21 protein-coding genes and 1 tRNA gene are annotated in these 20,558 nt (G+C 62.7%); 6 read left to right on the top strand and 16 right to left on the bottom strand.

Features of this window, described 5'->3' with window-relative positions; translation table 11 throughout:
- Together AFIC_RS02720 and AFIC_RS02725 are read right to left on the bottom strand one after the other, a co-directional pair.
- Entirely contained in the window at window positions 1–1,353 is a 1,353-nt protein-coding gene (locus tag AFIC_RS02720; protein WP_275247653.1) for an AmpG family muropeptide MFS transporter, read from the bottom strand.
- Between the two features lie 64 nt (window positions 1,354–1,417).
- A complete protein-coding gene (locus AFIC_RS02725) occupies window positions 1,418–2,620 on the bottom strand; it encodes a DNA recombination protein RmuC (protein WP_275247654.1) in 1,203 nt (400 codons plus the stop codon).
- 138 nt (window positions 2,621–2,758) lie between these two features.
- On the opposite strand from AFIC_RS02725, the gene def reads away from it, so the two are divergent.
- From def to truA, 3 genes are read left to right on the top strand one after another with little or no spacing between them, the layout of a single operon-like run.
- Entirely contained in the window at window positions 2,759–3,274 is a 516-nt protein-coding gene (gene def, locus AFIC_RS02730; protein WP_275247655.1) for a peptide deformylase, read from the top strand.
- A gap of 11 nt (window positions 3,275–3,285) precedes the next feature.
- Window positions 3,286–4,218 carry a methionyl-tRNA formyltransferase gene (fmt, locus tag AFIC_RS02735; protein ID WP_275247656.1) on the top strand — a complete coding sequence of 311 codons (933 nt, stop codon included), beginning with the start codon at window positions 3,286–3,288 and terminating at the stop codon, window positions 4,216–4,218.
- Entirely contained in the window at window positions 4,218–4,955 is a 738-nt protein-coding gene (gene truA, locus AFIC_RS02740; RefSeq protein ID WP_275247657.1) for a tRNA pseudouridine(38-40) synthase TruA, read from the top strand. Before fmt ends, truA begins: the two co-directional genes overlap by 1 nt.
- Here truA and AFIC_RS02745 read toward each other — a convergent pair.
- The 10 genes from AFIC_RS02745 to rpmH form a co-directional block, all read right to left on the bottom strand.
- Window positions 4,949–5,521, bottom strand: coding sequence for a phosphorylase family protein (locus AFIC_RS02745; RefSeq protein ID WP_275247658.1), 573 nt, complete (start codon window positions 5,519–5,521; stop codon window positions 4,949–4,951). The two genes, truA and AFIC_RS02745, sit on opposite strands and share 7 nt — an antisense overlap.
- Window positions 5,522–5,531: 10 nt before the next feature.
- A complete protein-coding gene (dapE, locus tag AFIC_RS02750; RefSeq protein WP_275247659.1) occupies window positions 5,532–6,686 on the bottom strand; it encodes a succinyl-diaminopimelate desuccinylase in 1,155 nt (384 codons plus the stop codon).
- A gap of 4 nt (window positions 6,687–6,690) precedes the next feature.
- The gene (dapD, locus tag AFIC_RS02755; RefSeq protein WP_275247660.1) at window positions 6,691–7,536 is read right to left on the bottom strand and encodes a 2,3,4,5-tetrahydropyridine-2,6-dicarboxylate N-succinyltransferase; all 846 of its coding nucleotides are present in this window, start codon (window positions 7,534–7,536) and stop codon (window positions 6,691–6,693) included.
- Between the two features lie 100 nt (window positions 7,537–7,636).
- Window positions 7,637–8,329, bottom strand: coding sequence for a pyrimidine 5'-nucleotidase (locus tag AFIC_RS02760; RefSeq protein WP_275247661.1), 693 nt, complete (start codon window positions 8,327–8,329; stop codon window positions 7,637–7,639).
- 35 nt (window positions 8,330–8,364) lie between these two features.
- Window positions 8,365–9,252: an acetylglutamate kinase gene (gene argB / locus AFIC_RS02765; protein WP_275247662.1), complete on the bottom strand. Its 888-nt coding sequence runs from the start codon at window positions 9,250–9,252 to the stop codon at window positions 8,365–8,367.
- A gap of 85 nt (window positions 9,253–9,337) precedes the next feature.
- Window positions 9,338–9,721 (bottom strand): DUF423 domain-containing protein, encoded by a 384-nt coding sequence (locus tag AFIC_RS02770; protein WP_275247663.1) that lies wholly within the window; start codon window positions 9,719–9,721, stop codon window positions 9,338–9,340.
- Entirely contained in the window at window positions 9,718–10,383 is a 666-nt protein-coding gene (gene yihA / locus AFIC_RS02775; RefSeq protein ID WP_275247664.1) for a ribosome biogenesis GTP-binding protein YihA/YsxC, read from the bottom strand. The genes AFIC_RS02770 and yihA overlap by 4 nt, the downstream gene beginning before the upstream one ends.
- 81 nt (window positions 10,384–10,464) lie before the next feature.
- Window positions 10,465–12,297, bottom strand: a complete 1,833-nt coding sequence (gene yidC / locus AFIC_RS02780; protein ID WP_275247665.1) for a membrane protein insertase YidC — start codon at window positions 12,295–12,297, stop codon at window positions 10,465–10,467.
- Window positions 12,298–12,319: 22 nt separating this feature from the next.
- A complete protein-coding gene (gene rnpA / locus AFIC_RS02785) occupies window positions 12,320–12,697 on the bottom strand; it encodes a ribonuclease P protein component (protein ID WP_275247666.1) in 378 nt (125 codons plus the stop codon).
- 29 nt (window positions 12,698–12,726) lie between these two features.
- A complete protein-coding gene (gene rpmH / locus AFIC_RS02790; protein WP_006609582.1) occupies window positions 12,727–12,861 on the bottom strand; it encodes a 50S ribosomal protein L34 in 135 nt (44 codons plus the stop codon).
- Window positions 12,862–13,262: 401 nt separating this feature from the next.
- Here rpmH and AFIC_RS02795 point away from each other — a divergent pair, with 401 nt between their 5' ends.
- Window positions 13,263–14,696 carry an ATP-binding protein gene (locus tag AFIC_RS02795; protein ID WP_275248621.1) on the top strand — a complete coding sequence of 478 codons (1,434 nt, stop codon included), beginning with the start codon at window positions 13,263–13,265 and terminating at the stop codon, window positions 14,694–14,696.
- A 177-nt stretch (window positions 14,697–14,873) separates the two neighbouring features.
- Window positions 14,874–14,950, top strand: a tRNA-Arg gene (locus AFIC_RS02800).
- A 165-nt stretch (window positions 14,951–15,115) separates the two neighbouring features.
- Here the strand turns inward: AFIC_RS02800 and AFIC_RS02805 are convergent.
- Genes AFIC_RS02805 through AFIC_RS02820 form a run of 4 tightly spaced genes read right to left on the bottom strand, consistent with a single transcriptional unit; the run spans window position 15,116 to window position 19,566 of the window.
- A complete protein-coding gene (locus AFIC_RS02805; protein ID WP_275247667.1) occupies window positions 15,116–16,489 on the bottom strand; it encodes a sensor histidine kinase in 1,374 nt (457 codons plus the stop codon).
- A gap of 5 nt (window positions 16,490–16,494) precedes the next feature.
- Window positions 16,495–17,169 (bottom strand): response regulator transcription factor, encoded by a 675-nt coding sequence (locus tag AFIC_RS02810; protein WP_275247668.1) that lies wholly within the window; start codon window positions 17,167–17,169, stop codon window positions 16,495–16,497.
- A complete protein-coding gene (locus tag AFIC_RS02815; RefSeq protein WP_275247669.1) occupies window positions 17,157–18,335 on the bottom strand; it encodes a hypothetical protein in 1,179 nt (392 codons plus the stop codon). The genes AFIC_RS02810 and AFIC_RS02815 overlap by 13 nt, the downstream gene beginning before the upstream one ends.
- A gap of 58 nt (window positions 18,336–18,393) precedes the next feature.
- Window positions 18,394–19,566, bottom strand: a complete 1,173-nt coding sequence (locus tag AFIC_RS02820) for an ABC transporter substrate-binding protein (RefSeq protein WP_275247670.1) — start codon at window positions 19,564–19,566, stop codon at window positions 18,394–18,396.
- A gap of 313 nt (window positions 19,567–19,879) precedes the next feature.
- Between AFIC_RS02820 and AFIC_RS02825 the strand changes: the two genes are divergently transcribed.
- Window positions 19,880–20,539: a LemA family protein gene (locus AFIC_RS02825; protein WP_275247671.1), complete on the top strand. Its 660-nt coding sequence runs from the start codon at window positions 19,880–19,882 to the stop codon at window positions 20,537–20,539.
- Window positions 20,540–20,558: the final 19 nt, after the last annotated feature.

The following is a 20,558-nucleotide window of genomic DNA, read 5'->3' on the forward strand; positions in this document are numbered from 1 at the left end:
CTACGTCTTGATCGGACCGAGCGTCTCGAAATGCCCGCGCGCCTGCAACCATGCCAGCAGCATGAAGCTCGGTATTGCGACCAGCATGCAGATCGCGAAGAACCATGCCCAGCCGGTCGCGGCCGCAACATAGCCCGCGCCGGATGAGAGATAGGTGCGCCCGATGGCAGCAAGCGCGGTGAGCAGCGCGTATTGGGTCGCGGTGTGCGCGGGGTTCCTACATAGAGCGGAGAGATAGGCGACGAAGATCACGGTGCCGACGGCGCTGGTGAAGTTCTCGGCGGTGATCGCCAGCGCCAGCGCGTAATGATCGATGCCGACGATGGCGAGCCACGAGAATGACAAATTGGCGACGGCTTGCAGGATGCCGCCGATCCACAGGCTCGCGACCAGCGAGTAGCGGCTGGCGAGAAAGCCGCCCGCGAACCCGCCGAGCAGCGTCGCGCCAAGGCCGAGCCCTTTCACGATGGCAGCGTAATCATTGCGGGTGAAGCCGAGATCAATCACGAAGGGGGCGGTCATGGTGCCGGAAAACGCATCGGTGAACTTGAACAGCACGACGAAAGCGAGAATGGCCCACGCATCCTTGTAGGCCGCGAATTCGGTGAACGCGCCGGTCGCGGCATGAACGATGCGGCCGAACGTGCGCTCGGTGCTGCCTTCTTCGGACCGCCGCGATGATTCAGGCTCGGTGGCGAGCAACGCGGTCACCATGCCGATGACGACAAGCGCCGCCATCGCGATGTAGCCCCACTGCCATGCCGCATGCCGGTTCAAGCCGGCGCTCTCGAACCCGCTGACGAGAAACAGCGCGCCCGCGGTCGAGAGCAGCATGCCGACGCGATAGGCCGCGACATAAGAGGCCATGCCGGCGGCCTGCTCGTTCTCGGGCAGCGCCTCGACGCGGAAGGCGTCGATCACGATGTCCTGCGTCGCCGACGCCGCGGCGACGAACAGCGCGGCTAGCGCGACACCGAGCGGCCTTGTTGGATCGCTCAGCGCCAGCAACACGATCGCGGCCATCAGCAGCAATTGGGAAAAGATCAGCCAAGCCCGCCGCCGTCCGAGAAGGCGGGTGAGGATCGGGACGTTCAGCGCATCGACCAGCGGCGCCCAGAAAAACTTGATCGTGTAGGGCGTGCCGACCAGCGCGAACAGGCCGATAGTCTTGAGATCGACGCCCGCCTCGCGCATCCACACCAGCAGCGTCGAGCCCGACAATGCCAGCGGCAGGCCCGAGGAGAAGCCGAGGAACAGCACCACCAGCACGCGCGGCTGAAGATAGACCGCGAGCGCTGTGCGCCAAGATGTGCGGGGGGTGGGGGATGTCTCGGCGTTCTCGGGCGATGTCATGAAGCGGTGTTAGCAGATTCGTCCGACTTTTCCCCGCCCGCACGGGGACCGCCTCATTGGGATGTCACTCCCCCGCCTGCAACCGACGCGGTTGCGCGGGAAACAGGTCGGAGCCGCCGCTGGCCTTGGCTGTCTCGGACGCGTCAGTCTTCTCGAAATCGAGTTCCTCGATCCTGGCTGCGCGCTTGCCGATCTTGTTGACCGAGATCAGCACCTGACGGACATCCTCGTTGACCTGATCAAAATGGCCTCCGAGCTTGCTGACGCGGTCGCGCAGCCGCTCGATGTCGGTCATCATGTTCATGACCTCGGTGCGGATCTGATCCGCCGCGTCGCGCATGCGCGCATCTTTCAAAATCTGCTGCATCACCTGGATCGCGAGCATCAGGAGCGAGGGCGATACCAGCACGACGCGGGCGCGATAGGCTTTCTGCACGACGTCGTCGAAGCCATCGTGGATTTCCGCATAGACGGATTCGGACGGCACGAACATCAATGCCGTGTCCTGCGTCTCGCCGGGAACGAGATATTTCTCGGCAATGTCGGAGACGTGCTTCATCACGTCCTGCCGCAGCCGCTGCGAAGCAAATTTCTTCTCGTCGTCGGTTTTCGCCTCGCGCAGCGCGGTGACGGCTTCGAGCGGAAATTTCGCGTCGATGCAAAGTGGCCGCTGGTCGGGCAGGAACACCACGCAATCCGGGCGCTTGTTGTTGGTCAGTGTGTGCTGGAAGGCGAAGGAGCCTTTCGGTAGCCCGTCTTGCACGATGGCTTCCATCCGCGCCTGCCCGAACGCGCCGCGCGCCTGCTTGTTGGCGAGCACGTCGCGCAGCGTCGTGACCTGCGTGGTGAGATCGGTGAGGTTCTTGTGTGCGTTGTCGATGATGCCGAGGCGCTCGTGCAGCGCGCGCAGGCTGTCCATGGTGTTGCGCGTGGTCTGCTCCATGGACTGGCCGACGCGGTGCGTCACCGAATCCAGCCGCTCGTTCACTGCGCGCGCCATCTCGGCCTGCCGCCCGACAAGCGCCTGTCCCATCTCGTGCACGCGGCCCGCGGCTTCGTTCTGGGTGCGCAGCACCTCGCTGAGGCGCTCCTCCATCTCGTCGGCGCGGATCGCCTGCGCCATGGCGAGCGCAGCGCTTCGGCGTCCCGAGAGGGACATGATGAGCGCGATGATCGCGAGCAGAACAAGCGCGAGCACGCCGAAGCCGAGCAGGGCCGCGCCGGTGCGGACGGGAAGGTCGCCGATGGAAAACAGGATCTCGTTCATCGCGGCACTGTAGCGCGATTCGGAATGCGGTGCGAACGAATAGGGAACATTTATGGTTAATAATTTATTTCGGCCGCGCCGGGCGCGAGTCCGCATGGGCCGTTTGACCGCGAAACGCGCAGCGATTACATCGCGGGCATGGCCATTCGTGACATCATCAGCATTCCTGACAAGCGCCTGCGCGCTGTCTCCGATCCTGTCGCCAAGATCACGCCCGAGGTGCGCGCGCTCGCCGAGGACATGTTCGAAACCATGTACGACGCGCCGGGCATCGGACTCGCCGCCATCCAGGTGGCGGTGCCGTTGCGGCTGATCACCATGGACCTCGCCAAGAAGGAGGGCGAGAAGGCGCCGCGAGTCTTCATCAATCCGGAAATTCTGTCGAAGTCCGAGGATTTTTCGGTTTACGAGGAAGGTTGCCTGTCGATCCCGGAATATTATGAGGAAGTCGAGCGGGCGGCATCGGTGCGTGTGCGCTTCATGGACCTCGACGGCAAGGTGCATGAGGAGGATGCGGAAGGGTTGTTCGCGACCTGCATCCAGCACGAGATCGATCATCTCAACGGCGTTCTGTTCATCGACTATCTGTCCAAGCTCAAGCGCGACCGCGTGATGAAGAAGTTCACCAAGGCCGCGAAACTCGCGGCGAAGTAACAGCGAGCCTCATGCCGCTTCGTCTGATCTTCATGGGCACGCCGGATTTCGCGGTGCCGACGCTACGCGCGCTGCATGCGCACGGCCACGAGATCGTGGCGGTCTATACCCGCGCGGCCAAGCCCGCAGGGCGCGGCATGAAATTGCAGCCCACGCCTGTGGAGCGAGCGGCGCGCGAACTGGGCCTTGCCGTGCTGACGCCGTCCACGCTGAAGACACCGGAAGCGGAAGTCGAATTTCGCTCCCACAAGGCCGATGCCTCAGTCGTCGTCGCCTACGGCATGATCCTGCCCGAAAATATTCTCAACGCTGTGCCGCTGGGCTGCTTCAACCTTCATGCCTCGCTGCTGCCGCGCTGGCGCGGCGCCGCGCCGATCCAGCGCGCCATCATGACGGGCGATGCCGAATCCGGTGTCATGGTGATGAAGATGGACGTCGGGCTCGATACCGGCGATGTCGCGATGACGGACCGCCTGCCGATCACGGACGAGATGACCGCGCAGGATCTGCACGACGCGCTCGCGCCGCGCGGTGCGGACCTCATGGTGCGGGCGATGGCCGCGCTGGAGCAGGGCCGTCTCGCTCTTACGCCGCAGGATGAACCGGGTGTCACCTACGCCGCCAAGATCGGCAAGCTTGAGGCGAAGATCGACTGGACGAAACCCGCGCGCGAGGTGCTGCGACATATCCATGGTCTGTCGCCGTTTCCTGGCGCGTGGTTCGAGGTGGAGATCGATGGCGCGCCGGTTCGCATCAAGGTGTTGCGGTGTGAACTGGCGAAAGGCTCAGGCGCGCCGGGCGCGCTGCTCGACGATCGGCTGACAATCGCATGTGGGAGTGGCGCGATCCGCCTTATTCAAATCCAGCGCGCGGGCAAGCAGCCGATGATGGCGGCGGACTTTCTGCGCGGTACACCGTTGTCGCCACCGCTGCGTGTGGTCTGATGCCGCGCTACAAGCTCATCATCGAATATGACGGCACGCCGTTTTGTGGCTGGCAGTATCAGGACAACGGCCCATCGGTACAGGGCGCGCTGGAAGATGCCGTCCATGCAATGACGGGAAGCCGTGTGCGCGTGAATGGCGCGGGCCGCACCGATGCCGGCGTGCATGCGCTGGGGCAGGTCGCGCATATCGATCTGGAAAAAACCTATCGCGCCGATCGCGTGCGTGACGCGCTGAACGCGCATCTGCGGCCGCATCCCATCGGCGTGTTGTCGGCGGAGATCGTGCCGGAGACGTTCGAGGCGAGGTTCTCGGCGCTCAAGCGGCACTACATCTATCGCATCAGCAACCGCCGCGCGAACCTCGCGCTCGATGTGAATCATGCGTGGCGCGTGGCGCGGCCGCTCGATGTCGCGAAAATGCAGGACGCCGCGCAGGTGCTGATCGGCAAGCACGATTTCACGACATTCCGCGACACCGAATGTCAGGCGAAGTCGCCGGAGAAGACGCTCGATCAGCTTGATGTCGTGCGCCACGGCGATGCCGTCAACATCATCACCTCCGCACGTTCGTTCCTGCACAGCCAGGTCCGCTCGATGGTCGGCTCATTGGTCTGGGTCGGGCATGGGCGCTGGAATGCTGACGACATGCGCAAGGCGCTCAATGCGCGCAATCGCGCCGCCTGTGGTCCGGTCGCACCGCCGGACGGGCTATATCTGGTGAAGGTGGATTACTGAGCGGTCTGCGCGAGCAGCGGCTTCATCGCATCCCAGAACAGTTCTTCGCCGTCTTTGACGTTGTCCTGCCAGTGATCGGCGGCGTTGTCGTCGGCCTCGTCGGTGATGAACTTGAACGCGCGCCACGGCATCGAATGACGCTGGCAGACATGGGCGATGGCGTAAAGCTCCATGTCGACGATATCGACGTTGTTCTCGACCAGCCATGGATCGGCCGCGGTGACGAAACTGTCGCCGGTGCCGCAGATCACGCCGTCGTGCCCGGAGGACAGACGATCGATCTCCGGTGAAAATGGCGTGCGCCCGCGCGGTGCTAGCGGCATCGCCATCATGTCGCGTTGAATAACATGGGCGACCTCGACGAGGCCGTTGTGCATCTTGTGAATTTTCCCGGCGGTGCCGTAATTGACGACGAGGCGCGGGCGCAGCACTAAAAGCGCGAGCGTCGCAGCGCTTGCCGCGTTGACCTTGCCGACGCCGGTGTAGATCACTTCGACGCCGTCCGGCGCGCGCGCCTTGTCGAGTTCGTCGTCGATGGCGGTGAGAACGAGGATGTTGCCGCTCATGCGCGCGCCCTCACTTGAAGTAGCGATCCAGCACGCCGCGATAGATTTTCGTCAGGGCTTCGAGATCGGCGACCGGCGTGCGCTCGTCGATCTGGTGCATGGTCTGGCCGACGAGGCCGAATTCCAGCACCGGGCAATAATGCGTGATGAAACGCGCATCCGAGGTGCCGCCGCCGGTGTCGAGTTTCGGCGTGCGGCCGGTGACCTCGCTGATCGCGCCGGTGACGAGATCGGTGAACGCGCCGGGCTGCGTCAGGAAGGCGTCTGCGTTCGACGGCTCCCATTCGATGCGCGCGGTGATGCGGTTGCCGGAAAGTTTTTCGACGCGTTCCTCGATCAACTTGCGCAGCGCGTCCTGCGTGCGGCTGTCATTATGGCGGATGTTGAAGCGCGCCCGTGCCTGCGCGGGGATCACGTTCCACGCCGGGTTTCCGGTGTCGATCGAGAGAAATTCCAGATTCGACGGCGGGAAATGTTCGCTGCCCTGATCGAGCGGGTCGGCGTTCAGCGCGCTGACCAGCGCCGCGATGTCCGGCAGCGGATTGTGCGCGCGGTCGGGATAGGCGGCGTGGCCCTGCCTGCCTTCGACGATGAGCGTCCCGGACAGCGAGCCGCGCCGCCCGGCCTTGATGCAATCGCCGAGTGCGTTGACGTTGCTCGGCTCGCCGAGCAGACAATGGTCGAATTTTTCGCCGCGCTTCGCCGCCCAGTCGAGCAACTTCACCGTGCCGTTGACGGCGGGGCCTTCCTCGTCGCCGGTGATAAGGAAAGAAATCGAGCCTTTCGGGTGTCCATCGTTCGCTTGCAGATAATCCAGCACGGCCGCGACCGAACAGGCAATCGCGCCCTTCATGTCGACCGCGCCGCGCCCGTACAGTACGCCGCCATCGACCTCGCCCGCGAACGCATCGTGCGACCATGCCGCGTCATTGCCCGGAGGCACCACGTCGGTGTGGCCCGCGAAGGTGATGTGTGGTGCGCTGGTGCCGATCCGGGCGTAGAGGTTGTCGGTGTCGTCCGCGCCCGGCTCGGTAAAGGTCAGGCGATGGGTTTCAAAACCCGCGTCCTTCAAAAGCTTTTCAAGAACGCCGAGCGCGCCCGCATCCGCCGGCGTCACCGAAGGGCAACGCAGCAGGTCGCGGGCGATGTCGAGCGCCTTGCTCATGGGATCAGTCGCGCAACAATTCGTTGATGGAGGTCTTCGAGCGGGTCTTCTCGTCCACCCGCTTGACGATCACCGCGCAATACAGCGACGGGCCGGGCGTGCCGTCCTTCATCGGCTTGCCGGGCAGCGAGCCCGGCACCACCACCGAATAGGCGGGCACTTCGCCGACAAACGTCTCGCCGGTGGCGCGGTCGATGATCTTGGTCGATGCGCCGATGAACACGCCCATCGACAGCACCGCGCCCTTGCGCACGATGACGCCCTCGGCCACTTCCGAGCGCGCGCCGATGAAACAATCGTCCTCGATGATGACCGGACCGGCTTGTAGCGGCTCGAGCACGCCGCCGATGCCGACACCGCCGGAGATGTGGACGTGCTTGCCGATCTGCGCGCAGGAGCCGACGGTGGACCATGTATCGATCATGGTCGCCTCATCGACATAGGCGCCGAGATTGACGAAGGACGGCATCAGCACGACGTTCTTGCCGATGAAGGCGGAGCGGCGGACAATCGCGCCCGGCACCGCACGGAAGCCCGCTTCGCGGAAGCTCTGCTCGGAATAGTCCTCGAACTTCGAGGGCACCTTGTCCCACCAGTGCGCGCCGCCGGGGCCGCCGGGAATCGGCGCCATGTCGTTCAGCCGGAACGACAGCAGCACGGCCTTCTTCAGCCACTGATTGACCTTCCACTGCCCGTTCGCCTGCGGCTCCGCGACCCGCGCCTCGCCCTTGTCGAGCATGTCGAGCGCCAGCTCCACGGCGTCGCGCACCTCGCCCTTGGTCGAGGCGTTGACGGTGTCGCGGGCGTCGAAAGCAGTGTTCAGCGTGGTTTCGAGGGCGGAGAGAGACATCGGTTTCCTTGGAAAATCAGATGGATAGGAATTGCAGATGGCCTGCATAATTGCAGACGATCTTTGACGGAATTTTCCGGGGAGAGCAAGGCGGGCGCGATCAGGACTTCGCTAATTGCGCCAGAAATCCTGTCAGGTTTTCGGTGACATGGTCGACGTGGGGGGCGTCGCGGCCCTCCATTTCCCACGCTTCGCGCACGACCTCCCTGGTGCCGTCCGGCACCACCAATACGGTGGTCATGCCGAACTCATGCGGGATCGCGAGATTGCGGGCGAGGTCCTCGAACATCGCCGCGCGCCCGGCATCGACGCCGTGCAGATCGAGGAAGCGCCGGTAAGTCTGGCGCGCGGGCTTCGGCTCGAACTCGGCGGAGATGATGTCGAACACGCCGTCGAAGGTGACGCCGAGAGCAAGCCGCTCCAGCACCTTCTCGGCATGGGCGACGGAGGCGTTGGTCAGGATCAGTTTGCGGCCGGGCAGTTTGGCCAGCGCCTGTCCCATCGCCGGGTTGGGCTCCAGCGGCGAGTGATCGATGTCGTGGACGTAAGCCAGAAAGTCGTCGGGGCTGACGCCGTGCTCGGTCATCATGCCGCGCATCGTGGTGCCGTAGCGGCGATAATAATCCTTCTGGATGCGGAAGGCTTCGGCGGCCTCGACCTTGAGCCGGTCCGCGACGAAATCGCGGATGCGGCCATCGACCTGCTGCCACAGATTGACGTGATGCGGATAAAGGGTGTTGTCGAGATCGAACACCCAGGTGTCGATATGGCCGAAGCCGCGTCTGTCCGTCATGATTTCTTCTGAAGCGGCGCGCCGCGCCCGCTCCGTCATTTGTACATCAGCGTGCCGGTGCCCTGATTGGTGAACAGCTCCAGCAGCACGGCGTGCGGGGTCTTGCCATCCAGAATGACGACACCTTCGACGCCCGCTTCCAGCGCATAGATGCAGGTCTCGACCTTCGGGATCATGCCGCCGGAAATGGTGCCGTCCGCGATCAGCGCGCGCGCATCCTTGATCGACAGTTCGGGAATGAGCTTCTTCGATTTGTCGAGCACGCCGGGAACATCGGTCAACAGCAGCAGGCGCTTTGCCCGCAGCGCTCCCGCGACCGCCCCCGCGAAGGTGTCGGCGTTGACGTTGTAGGTCTGTCCATCGGAGGACGCCGCAAGCGGCGCCAGCACCGGGATCAGCTCGTGGCCGATCAACTGGTTCAGCAATGCGAGATCGACCTTGTCCGGCTCGCCAACGAAGCCGAGGTCGATCGCCTTCTCGATGTTGGAATCCGGATCGACCATGGTGCGCGTCGCCTTCACGGCGGTGACCATATTGCCGTCCTTGCCGCTTAGGCCGACGGCCTTGCCGCCCGCCGCGTTGATGTGGCTGACGATCTGCTTGTTGATCGAACCCGCCAGCACCATCTCGACGATCTCGATGGCGGAGGCATCGGTGATGCGCAGGCCGGCCGCGAATTCGGACTTGATGCCGAGGCGCGCCAGCATGGTGGCGATCTGCGGACCGCCGCCGTGCACCACCACCGGATTGATCGCGGTCTGCTCCAGAAGCACGATGTCGCGGGCGAACTCGCGGGCGAGGTTTTCCTCGCCCATGGCGTGGCCGCCATACTTAATGACGATGGTTTCCTCGTCGTACTGCTGCATATGCGGCAGCGCTTCGGACAGAATGCGGGCCTGATCCTGCGGGCTGATCTCGGACATGAAGCGAACCTTGAATGGCGGGCGGCCCATAAGATTTGGCCGGGCGGAAAGGGTTTAGCCGATTGATGTGACGGTGCAAAGCACCTCAGGCGCGCGGGCGTCCGGGCGCGAGAGCTCCGGCTGCCAGCATCAGCCAGCAGACGATGAACAGGGTGCCGCCGGTCGGCGCCGCCATCGGGAAAAGGCCGTGACCGGCATAGTGCAGCGACACGAGGTCGCCGCCGAAAAGAATACCGGCGAGCACGAATCCGTAAGCGGCGGTCAGTCCGAGCCGCCGTCTCACCAGACCTTGATTGACCAGCAGCACCGCGCCGACCACCGCGCAGGCGTGGAACAGCAGCATCGAGGATGCGATGCCCAGATGCCGCGCATCCGCCAGATGCGCGGCGGCGGCGGCCAGCGCGACGCCGGTGGCGCCCATCAGGCCCGCAAAGATGACAGCGATCCGCAGCGACAAGGTGGACATCATGCCCGCTCCCTTAGAAGTTTGACGATGGCCGCGCGCATCCCGGCCATGCCGCCGCCGTCGCGTGACGATGTCACCAGCATCTCGGGAAAGGCGGCCGGGTGCTTGCGCAGGCTGGAAGCCATCGTGGCCATGGTCTGTTCGAGCGCGGATTTCTTCACCTGATCCGCCTTGGTCAGCACGATCTGGTAGCTGACGGCGGCTTTATCCAGCGTGGTCAGCACCTCGTTGTCGGCATCCTTGAAGCCGTGGCGGGAGTCGATCAGCACATAGACGCGCGCGAGGCTGGCGCGTCCGAGCAGGAAGTTATGGATCAGCTTGGTCCAAGACGCGATCTGGGTCTTCGGCGCGGAGGCGTAGCCATAGCCCGGCATATCGACGAGCCGCAGTTCGGGCGTGCGCGCGTCGAGCGGCCCCGGCCCCTTGAAAAAGATCAATTCCTGCGTTCGGCCCGGCGTGTGCGAGGTGCGGGCCAGCGCGTTGCGGTTGGTCAGCGCGTTGATGAGGCTCGACTTGCCGACATTGGAGCGGCCGGCGAAGGCGATCTCGACGCCCTGCATCGGCGGCAGCGTCTCGATGGAGGGTGACGCCCAGAAGAACTGCCAGTCGCCGGCGAACAGCTTGCGGCCGGATTCAATCAGTTCGGCGTCGGGTTCGGTCATCATGGTCTTTCGAGACTATAAAAATGGTCATGCCCGGCACAAGACCGGGCATGATGATAGGTGCTGGAGCTTGTCAGAGGACAGCTACCCGCTTTTCTTTCCCGCGAAGGTCGATTTCAGATTGTCGAACAGCTCGATCTTCACGCCGTTCTTTTTCATGATCGCGCTCTGCTGGAGCACCGACAGCAGGTTGTTCCAGGCCCAGTAGATCACAAGACCGGCGGGGAAGGACGCCAGCATGAAGGTGAAGATCACGGGCATCCAGTCGAAGATCATCTTCTGCGTCGCATCCGGCGGCGCGGGATTGAGCTTCATCTGGAACCACATCGTCACGCCCATGATCAGCGGCCACGCGCCGATCGCGAGGTAATGGCCGATCAGCGGCACCGCGCTTGGATCGTAAGGCAGCAGGCCGAACAGGTTGAAGACATGCGTCGGGTCCGGCGCGGAAAGATCGTGAATCCAGCCGAAGAACGGCGCGTGGCGCATCTCGATGGTGATGAACAGCACTTTATAAAGCGCGAAGAAGACCGGGATCTGGATCGCGATCGGCAGGCAGCCTGCGATCGGATTGATCTTCTCCTTCTTGTAGATCTCCATCATCTCCTGCTGCTGCTTCACCTTGTCGTCGGGATACTTCTCCTTCAGCGCGGCGAGTTGCGGCTGCACGGCCTTCATCTTCGCCATCGAGGCGTAGGACTTGTTGGCCAGCGGGAAGAAGATCGCCTTCACGATCACGGTGACGAGCAGGATGGCGACGCCGAAATTGCCGAACAGGCGATACAGGTGGTCGATCGTCCAGAACATCGGCTTGGTGATGAAGTAGAACCAGCCCCAGTCGATCAGCAGTTCAAAACGGTTGAGCTTGAGCTGCTTGTCGTAGGCATCGACGGTCGAGACCTCCTTGGCGCCCGCGAACAGGCGTGTGGTGGTGGTCGTATGACTGCCGGTCTGCACGGTCACCGGGTCGAGCAGGTAATCGGTCTGGTAGACGCGGGTGGTGCCGGACAGGTTCGACGAAAAGCGCGCGGTCAGCGCGGCGGCAGGGTCGGGCAACAGCGTTGCCGCCCAGTATTTGTCGGTGATGCCGAGCCAGGCATTGCTGACCTTGAATTCGGAGGTCTTGGCCTCGTCCATCTTCTTGTAGCTGTATTCTTGCAGGCCCTTGTCGCCGAGAACGCCGATCGGGCCTTCATGCAGGATGTAATAGCCGGAGGTTTCCGGCAGGCCGTGCCGCGAGATCAGGCCGAACGGATAGAGCGTCGCGGCGGCCGTGCCCGAATTGGCGACATCGTCCTGGATGGTGAAGACGTATTTGTCGTCCACCGAAATGGTGCGGGTGAAGGTGAGGCCCTGGCCGTTGTCGTATGTCAGCACGACCGGCGTCGCGGGCGTCAGCGCATTCGAGCCTTGCTGGGTCCAGACCGTGTCGAGGCCCGGCATTTTGGTGTTCGCGCCAGCGGCGGGCACGAAGCCGAACTCCGCGTAGTAAGGCGCCTTGGTGCCGGTGGGCGAGAACAGCACCTCAGCCGGAGATTTCGGATCGACGGTCTCGCGGTATTTCACCAGCGAAACGTCGTCGATGCGCGCGCCCTTCAGCGCGATGCTGCCGATCAGGTTCGGCGTGTCGATCTTGACGCGCGGCGACGAGGCGATCACCTCGGCACGGTCCCTCACCGGTGCGGCCTGCTGCTGCGCAGCGCTCGGAGAAGTGGGTGTCGGCGCGGCGCTGCCGGCGGCGGGCGTCTGCGTGGTCGCCGCGGGTGCCGAGGAGTTGGCCGGGTTGGCGGCCTGCATCTGGGCCTGCTGCGCGGCGCGCTGCTTCTCCATCTGCGGCATGTTGTAGAAATACTGCCAGACAAGCAGCACGAGGCCGGACAAAAGCACGGCGATGATGGTGTTGCGATTCTCGGTCATCGGTCAGGTCTCGTGGGTAGGCTCAAGAGAATTTCGGTGAAGGGCGGGAAACGTGGGGATCGCCGGTGCGATCCTTCATACGGGCCAGACGCATCAGTGCGGAACGGAAATCCTCGATCATGACGGAGAATTCATGATGGAGCGCGGCGCGCCGGCCGACGATGACGTAATCGCACGGCGATGGCGGCGCGATGACGCCCGCCAGCCGGACCATTTCGCGCAGCCTGCGGCGAACGCGGTTGCGCTCGGTCGCGGTGCCGACTTTTTTTGTGACGGTGAAGCCGATGCGGGTGGGGCCGGTGTCGTCGCGAAGCCGCGATTGCACCACGAAGGCGGGCCGGGCAATGCGGGGGCCTCGGGCTGCGGCAATGAAATCCGCGCGTTTTTTCAACCGGTCCATGCTGTCAACCGGCGCATCGTGGTGCCGGTTCAGGCGCTCAGACGCTTGCGGCCGCGCGCACGGCGGGCAGCGAGAACCTTGCGGCCGCCGGTGGTCGCGAGACGCGCGCGAAAGCCGTGACGGCGCTTGCGCACCAGTTTGCTGGGTTGATAAGTCCGCTTCACGGTCGTTCTCCGCTACCGGGCGGTTGCCGATGATGGCATCGCCCCAGTGAGTGCCGAGCAAATTCGAATTGCCGAGCAGGTTTAATGGTATCGTCCGGGTTCAGCGGGGCCGAGGTTTGAAGACCAGGGTCCTTAAATGAACCGGCCCGGTCGAGCCGGGCCATCGCGGACAGTTGGCCGGGCTTATACGGGAGCGGGCTGTTTTCGTCAACGGAGCGCCCAAATCGCCCTCTTGCCGCCCGCCCACGGCGGTTGCCCTGAAATATCCATCAATTTCAGGTATTTCCGGGGTTTGACGGGGCCAGCCGCAGGTGCGACTGTGGCGGCGCGGAAGATCGAAAATCAAGAGCCGGATCGTGACTGAAAGCGTGCCGCCGATGACGTCGCAGGAGAGGCCGGCGATGCCGCGCGGGCGGCTCAACCTGTCCGGCAAGCTGCTGCTGCTGACGATCCCGCTCGTGATGATCGCCGAGGTGCTGATCTACGTGCCCTCGATCGCCAATTTCAGCGTCAACCGCCTGAACGATCGCATCGCCGCCGCCAACACCGCCGCTTTGGTGCTTGATGCGGCGCCCGCGGGCATGGTCCCGGATTCGCTGGCGCGGAGCATCCTGCAAAGCATCGGTGCGCGCGCGGTTGCGATCAAGACCGGCCAGCAGCGCCGCCTGCTCGCGGTGGCGGACATGCCGCCCGCCGTGGTGCGCGATATCGACATGCGCACCATGAACGTGTGGGAAGCCATCGTCGATTCATTTTCGATGATGCTGGAGCGCGGCGACGGCGTCATCCGTATCATCGGGCCGGCGCCGCAGGGCGAGCAGTTCATCGAGGTGGTGGTGGACGAAGCGCCGCTGCGCAGGGCGATGTACCGCTTCTCCTCGAACGTGCTGCTGCTGTCGCTCGGCTTCGCCATCGCCACGGCGGGACTGATCTATCTCGCCCTGCATTTCCTGTTCGTGCGGCCGATGCGGCGGATGACCGCCAATCTCATTGCATTCCACGAGAACCCGGAAAGCGCCGATCGCGCGATCGTGCCATCGAACCGCGCGGACGAGATCGGCGTGGCCGAGCGCGAACTCGCCGACATGCAGCATGATCTGGTGTCCATGCTGCATCAGAAAAGTCATCTGGCGGCGCTCGGACTCGCGGTGTCGAAGATCAACCACGATCTGCGCAATCTTCTCGCGTCCTCGCAGCTCTTGTCCGACCAGCTCGCGAGCGTGCCGGACCCGCGCGTGCAGCGGTTTGCGCCGAAGCTATTGCGTTCGCTGGAGCGCGCCATCGCGTTCTGCCAATCGACGCTGTCCTACGGCAAGGTGCAGGAGGCGCGGCCCGAGCGGCGCATGGTGGCGGTCGAGCCGATCATCAACGAGGTGCGCGAATCCGCGGGCATCGCCACCGATCCCGATATCGTCTGGAGCAACGCGATCGAACGCGGTCTCGTGGTGGATGCCGATCCGGACCAGTTGTTCCGCGTGCTGCTCAATCTGGTGCGCAACGCGTTTCAGGCGCTCGAAGGCCAGCCGCATGCCGACATTGCGCCGAAGCAGATCCGCATCGCGGGCCGCCGGGAAGGCGCCGTCGCCGTGCTGGAGATTTCCGATACCGGCCCCGGCATTCCGGAGCAGGCGCGGGCCCATCTGTTCGAGGCGTTTCAGGGGTCCTCGCGCGACGGCGGCACGGGGCTCGGTCTTGCAATCGCCGCCGAGCTTATAAAGGCTCATGGCGGGCAGATTGATCTGGTGGAGGGGACGATCGGCGCGACGTTCCGGATCGTCATTCCCGACCGGACCATTCCGCTGCATCAACTCCGGCAGGAGCGTTCCCGCGCCTGAAAAGGCGGAAACCGGGGGCTGCTCTGGATGAATCCTTGGACGAAACCCTGAGAGGGTTCTTGTGAAACGGGCCGTATGGCTTGGACATAATCCTGTCAAAACCGATCTTGCCAATCAGCACCGGAGCCGCTAGCTATGCCCCCTCGCGAGGGCATCTCCGTCCCATATCCGCGACACGCGCCCGTAGCTCAGCTGGATAGAGCACCAGACTACGAATCTGGGGGTCAGGAGTTCGAATCTCTTCGGGCGCGCCATTAAATCAAAGACTTACGTCAGTTTTCAGCACCGTGTTACGATAGGGTGCAAATACGCGTTCCGATAAGGCTTATCGCCCGCATCATTCTGTTGATTTGCGGTGGTCGGTTTTAACCCAAGCGGACATTGGTCGGAAAACCGTTGAGCGTTGACTCTGGCAGGAGTCAGACGGAAGTTTTTTGTACGATTTGCGATGCAAACTTGATTGAGAAGCACGCGCCGGTGGGTTCGCGGCTACTGAGCGTGAGAGCGGCTGCGTGCAATTCGACGATGCGCTGGACGATTGGAAGGCCCAGGCCAGTGCTTCCTGTGATATTGCGATCGCGGCGCCAGAAACGTTGAAAGATAAAATCGCGTTCCGCATCCGAGATACCGGGCCCGTGATCCAGGACGCTGACCGTCCCATTTTCCTCGACGATGAATTCCACCGCCGACCCCGAGGGTGTGTGTCTGATGGCGTTCTCTGCCAGATTCCGGAGGGCGCGATTGAGCATTTCAGCATTGCCGTGAATGAGAACCGGGTTCGGCGTTCCCATCAATGCAACCTCCTTTCCCTGCGCCAGTGCCATCGGTGCGAGAAATTCCACGACTTCCGCGCAGGCCATTTGCAGGTCGACCTTCTCGTGCGGGTCGATCACGAATGAATCCAGTTCCGCTATATCGAGCAACTGGCTGATGATGCGTGCCATGCTGTCGATGTCGCTGAGCAAAACATTTCCAATTTGCCGATCTTCGAGAGTCTCGATACGCGTTCGCAGGATGCTTAGCGGCGTGCGAAGCTCGTGAGCCGCATCTGCTGTAAAATCGCGCTGGACGCGGAAACCTTCCTCGAGACGGTCCAATGCCTGATTGACCGCCAGCACGAGAGGCTGGACCTCACGCGGTATCTCCGTGGTCGGCAGCCGAAGATCTGTACGCAGTGGTCCGATTCTTTTGGCGGTCTCCGATGCTTGCCGCAGGGGCTTCAGGGCGCGCCGGAAAATTGCAATGTCGGTGAATAATAAAACAAGGAGAATGGGGAGGACGATCCAGCCGACTTTCCTGAAGAACTCGGCGACAATATCGTCGGTCAGCACATCACGGTTGTCGAGGTCTTCGCCTGTCTGAATCCAAAAGTTATGTCCGCCGATACTCCTTTTGATGCTCACGCCCGAAACGGTGGCTGAGCCATGGCTGCGCTGAAAGAATTCTACGTTCCTCGATTTTGTATGGGTCGGAAACAGCGCGGCGTGGTCCTTGAGCGAGGAAAAAAGTACGCGGTTCTCGCCATCGATCACTGCATAAGAATAACGCCCGTAGGGCTGTGAATAGAGGCCCTGAAGATCCGGTGTGAGGTTCAGGCTGAGCTTGCCATCCGGCATCGTTTGCAAGCGCTGGGCCAGTGCCGCAGCCTGCTTCTTCATGGCCTGGTTATGGATACTGTCGGTCGCGTAGTTGAGGAGCCAGGACAATGCCACCGATATCAGGATCGATGTTACGGCGACCGCGGCGACATGCAGAATGACAATTCGCGAAATGATCGATTTGAATTGAGGCATCGATGCTATTTGTCCTCCGCAAGGAGATATCCGACGCCCCGGACCGTATGGACCTGTACCTTCGCTCCCATATCCGCGAGTTGTTTCCGCAGCCGATGAACGTAAACCTCGATTGCGTTCGACGCGATCTCGTTGGAATGTCCGAAAATATGATCTTCGACCTGTTTCTTCGATACGACTCGGCCTTTGCTGCGCATCAGAAGCTCCAGGACCGCGGTTTCCCGCGACGAGAGAAGCTGCGGTTGACCGTTGATCGAAGCCTGGCGGTTTCCGGTGTCGAACTCCAGATTGGCGATGCGCAGCATGCCTCCCAGCAAATGTCCGGGCCTTCGTAGCTGCGCTTCGAGGCGCGCAATCAGCTCCTCGAGCGCGAACGGTTTTACGAGGTAGTCGTCCGCGCCGCTGCGCAATCCATGCACGCGATCCTGCAAGCCGCCTCGCGCCGTCAGAATCAGCACCGGCATCGGAATGTCGCGGTGCCTGATCTCGCGTAGAAGTGCCAGACCGTCGCCATCGGGAAGGCTGAGATCGAGAATGAGTGCCGCATAAAACGTAGTGCGGAGAGCGGCGCTGGCATCGTCAACGGTGGAGAGAACATCGGCTTCATATCCGGCGGCCCGCAACCCCTTTGCCAGGAGGCCGGCCAGCTCGACATTGTCTTCCACGATCAGCAAACGCATCGGTTGCCCGTTGGGTGAGATGAGAGCCTACCAATGGGACGAATTTGCGCCTCGAACAAGTCCGATCGGGATAATCCGACGAGGCGGCGCACCACGCCACGGCCGACATAGAACCAGCCGATCAGCAGCGCCGCGAGCAGGCTCGCAAGGGCGATCGTGATCAACACGACCCGGCCGCGTCCGATTTCGGCCTGGGAGGCCTGCACCGCGCCCGCGGCGGCGACTTCGCTCCGCCGGCCAAGCCCGGCCACTTCCCTGGCAAACTCCGTTGCGAGCACGCGGTTCTTCGCCACCACGTCCACGCCGGCCTTGGTGACCGCGATTTCCTTCTGCTTCAGGTCGAAAATATTGTTCGAACCGCGTCCGATCGCGACCAGTTGGCCGACAAGCCTGGTCGTTTCCGCGTCCTTGAGGATCGCCGCCGCCTTGTTGATGTGATTGGCGGCTGCATTGAAGCGATCCTTCACCGGCGGCAGCAGATCGGCGGATGCGAGATCGGCGGCCTCGACGAGGACGCCGAGCATCAGGTTGGATTCGGCGCGCAGGGCCAGTACCGCCTGCAAGGCACCCAGCTCGTTGTCCGCCAACCCCATCAGCGTGGTGTGAACGGTTGCAGGGTTGGGCTCGTTAGCTGTCTTTTCCAGCTCCATCGTGAGCGCGAAGGCGACATCGTCCGCAATCGGGATCAGTTTTTCTGCGAGCTTCTGGTGTGTCTTGCGCAGTTCGCCGATCAGGGCATGACGGGCTTCGGCGATCGACTGGCGCTCGGTGACGGACTTTTCCAGCAGCGTCAGGTTTTCAAGAATGCGTCCGGCCGTTCCGTCGAGCTTGGCGGCATCATCCGCGCTCAGCAGGCCGATGCTGCGTTTCATCTCCTCGCGCGCCGCTGTGAGCGCCTTGAGGGCATCGCTGCGCTCGGCTTTGTTCGCCGCGGCAAGCAGGCTTGGGGCGGCCGCGCCGACATCGCCTGCTGCCTTGATGACGCTGGAAGACCGCGTCAATTCGGGAAGACTCTGCTTGGCGATGACGCCGAGAGAATTGCCGAGGCTGACATAGGAGAATATCGCGTTCAGGCTTGCAATCACGGTCAATGCCGCGACCAATCCGAACGCCATGAACAGGCGGCCTCGCAAACCAAAATGCAATTTCGACAGTACGGCCTTCATCGTATCCCCCGAAGCTCGTGCTTATTCATTGTTGCTGTCTTGACTGAAGCCTTCGCCGTCACATTCCTGTTTTTTGCAAGCGGTTGACCGCTTGCAGGCTGCCGTCGGCTTGAATCACCGTCAGGAAGACCTGATCGGAACCGCGATTGCTGGTGGTGCTGTAGGACAGCTTCATGCCGCCGACGTCGATCGGGCTGGCTTTCTGGACCGCCTCGATCAATCCCTTGCGCGTCGGCGCGCCATCGATCTTCTCAAGCCCGGCGATCAATGTGCGGCCAACCAGATAACCCTCCAGCGATACGAAGCCGGGTTTGGCATCCGGCGCCACGGATTTGAGGGCCGCCTGATAACGTTCAACCACGGGAATTTTATTGTCCAGCGGGAACGGCACGACCTGCGTCACGACCACGCCCGCACCATTGGAGCCAAGCTCCTTGGCGAGAGCGTCGGAGCCGACGAAGGAGACATTGACGAAGGTTGGATCGAACTTGATCTCGCGCGCCAGCTTGATGAATGCCGCCGCCGGCTTGTAGGAGCTGATCATCACCACGGCTTCGGGCTTGGCCTTCCGCACCGCAAGCAGCGCGGCCTTGATCGCGACCGTGTTGCGTTCGTACGTTCCCTCGCCGGCGAGTTTCATGCCGCGCTTTTCCAGCGCGCGCTGTAGCCCGGCGAGACCTGCCTGCCCGTAGCCGTCATCCTGATACATGATGCCGATACGGGTGTAGCCGAGATCCTTGGTGAGATGTTCGACCATTGCCTCGGTCTCCTGATAGTAGGAGGCGCGGACATTCATCACCAACGGCTTATAGGGCTCGCGGAGAAACTCGACGCCGGAGAATGCGCCGATCATCGGAACGCCGGCATTGGTTGCGATCGGCAGGATCGCGGCGGCGGTCGGCGTGCCGACCGTGCCGATGATTGCGAAGACCTTGTCTTCTTCCAGCAGCTTCTTGACCACTCCGATCGAGCGCGTCGGTTCATAGCCGTCGTCGATGCTCTTGAGTTCGAGCTTGCGGCCCTTGATGCCGCCCCCCTTGTTGGCCTCGGCGAATGCCGCTTCGAGGCCCAGCTTCATGCCCTGTCCCAGGGCCGCTGCCGGACCGGTCAACGCTGCCGCCTGTCCAAGCACGATCTTGTCCGTCGAGACGCCATCCTCGGCGTGGGCGGTGGGTAGGGCGGCCATGAAGCCAGCCAGCGCAATCGAAGCCATTCTGAACGACGGGCGCATGGAAAATATCCTTGAATTTCAATTGTGTTGGTTGCCGGCAAGGTCGACGAAAACTCTCCGACGTCCCGCCCCCGCGAAGACTCAGTCCCGATTGCATACAATCCGGCAAAAGCATCTATTTTGAATTAATCGGTGGAACCGATGGCATCGATTGATTTTATTCATCGATGCTCTGACGCTATCCTGCCTCTATACAAGGTCGCGCCTCGCCGGTTCGATGCCTGCGGCTGTGATGCGATGCAGTCGTCGTGATGATATATGATGCGGCCATCATCGCACGCGGATGGGCGTGTCCAATGACAGGAGATTTTTCATGCGCAGGTTGCTGACGGTTCTCGCCGCGCTCGCGACACTTAGTCTGACCAATTGCGGATACAACGCGATCCAGCAGAACGACGAGCAGGTGAAGTCGGCCTGGTCGGAAGTGGTGAACCAGTATCAGCGCCGGGCGGATCTCGTGCCCAACCTCGTCAATTCGGTGAAGGGTTTCGCGCAGCAGGAGAAAGACGTGCTGCTCGGCGTCACCAACGCGCGCGCCAGGGTCGGCAGCGTGCAGGCCGGCCCCGATGTCGTCAACGATCCGGCGGCGTTGCAGAAATTCCAGGCGGCGCAGGGTGAACTGTCGAGCGCGCTGTCGCGCCTGCTGGTCGTCACCGAAAACTACCCGCAGCTCAAGTCCGACCAGTTGTTCCGCGATCTGATGGCACAACTGGAAGGCACCGAGAACCGCATCGCGGTGGCGCGCAACCGCTACATCAAGGCGGTGCAGGACTATAACGTCAACATCCGCACCTTCCCGAACAACCTGACCGCGATGGCATTCGGGTACAAGACCAAGGCGAACTTCACTGTCGATAACGAGAAGTCGATCTCGACCGCGCCGAAGGTCGATTTCAACGCGCCTGCTCCGGTGCCAGCACCTGCACCTGCACCTGTTCCCGCTCCATCGCCGGCTCCCGCGCCTGCCAAGTAGCGGGGTGACCGGCGGAGCG

Source organism: [Pseudomonas] carboxydohydrogena (assembly GCF_029030725.1).
GTDB classification, from domain to species: Bacteria; Pseudomonadota; Alphaproteobacteria; order Rhizobiales; family Xanthobacteraceae; genus Afipia; species Afipia carboxydohydrogena.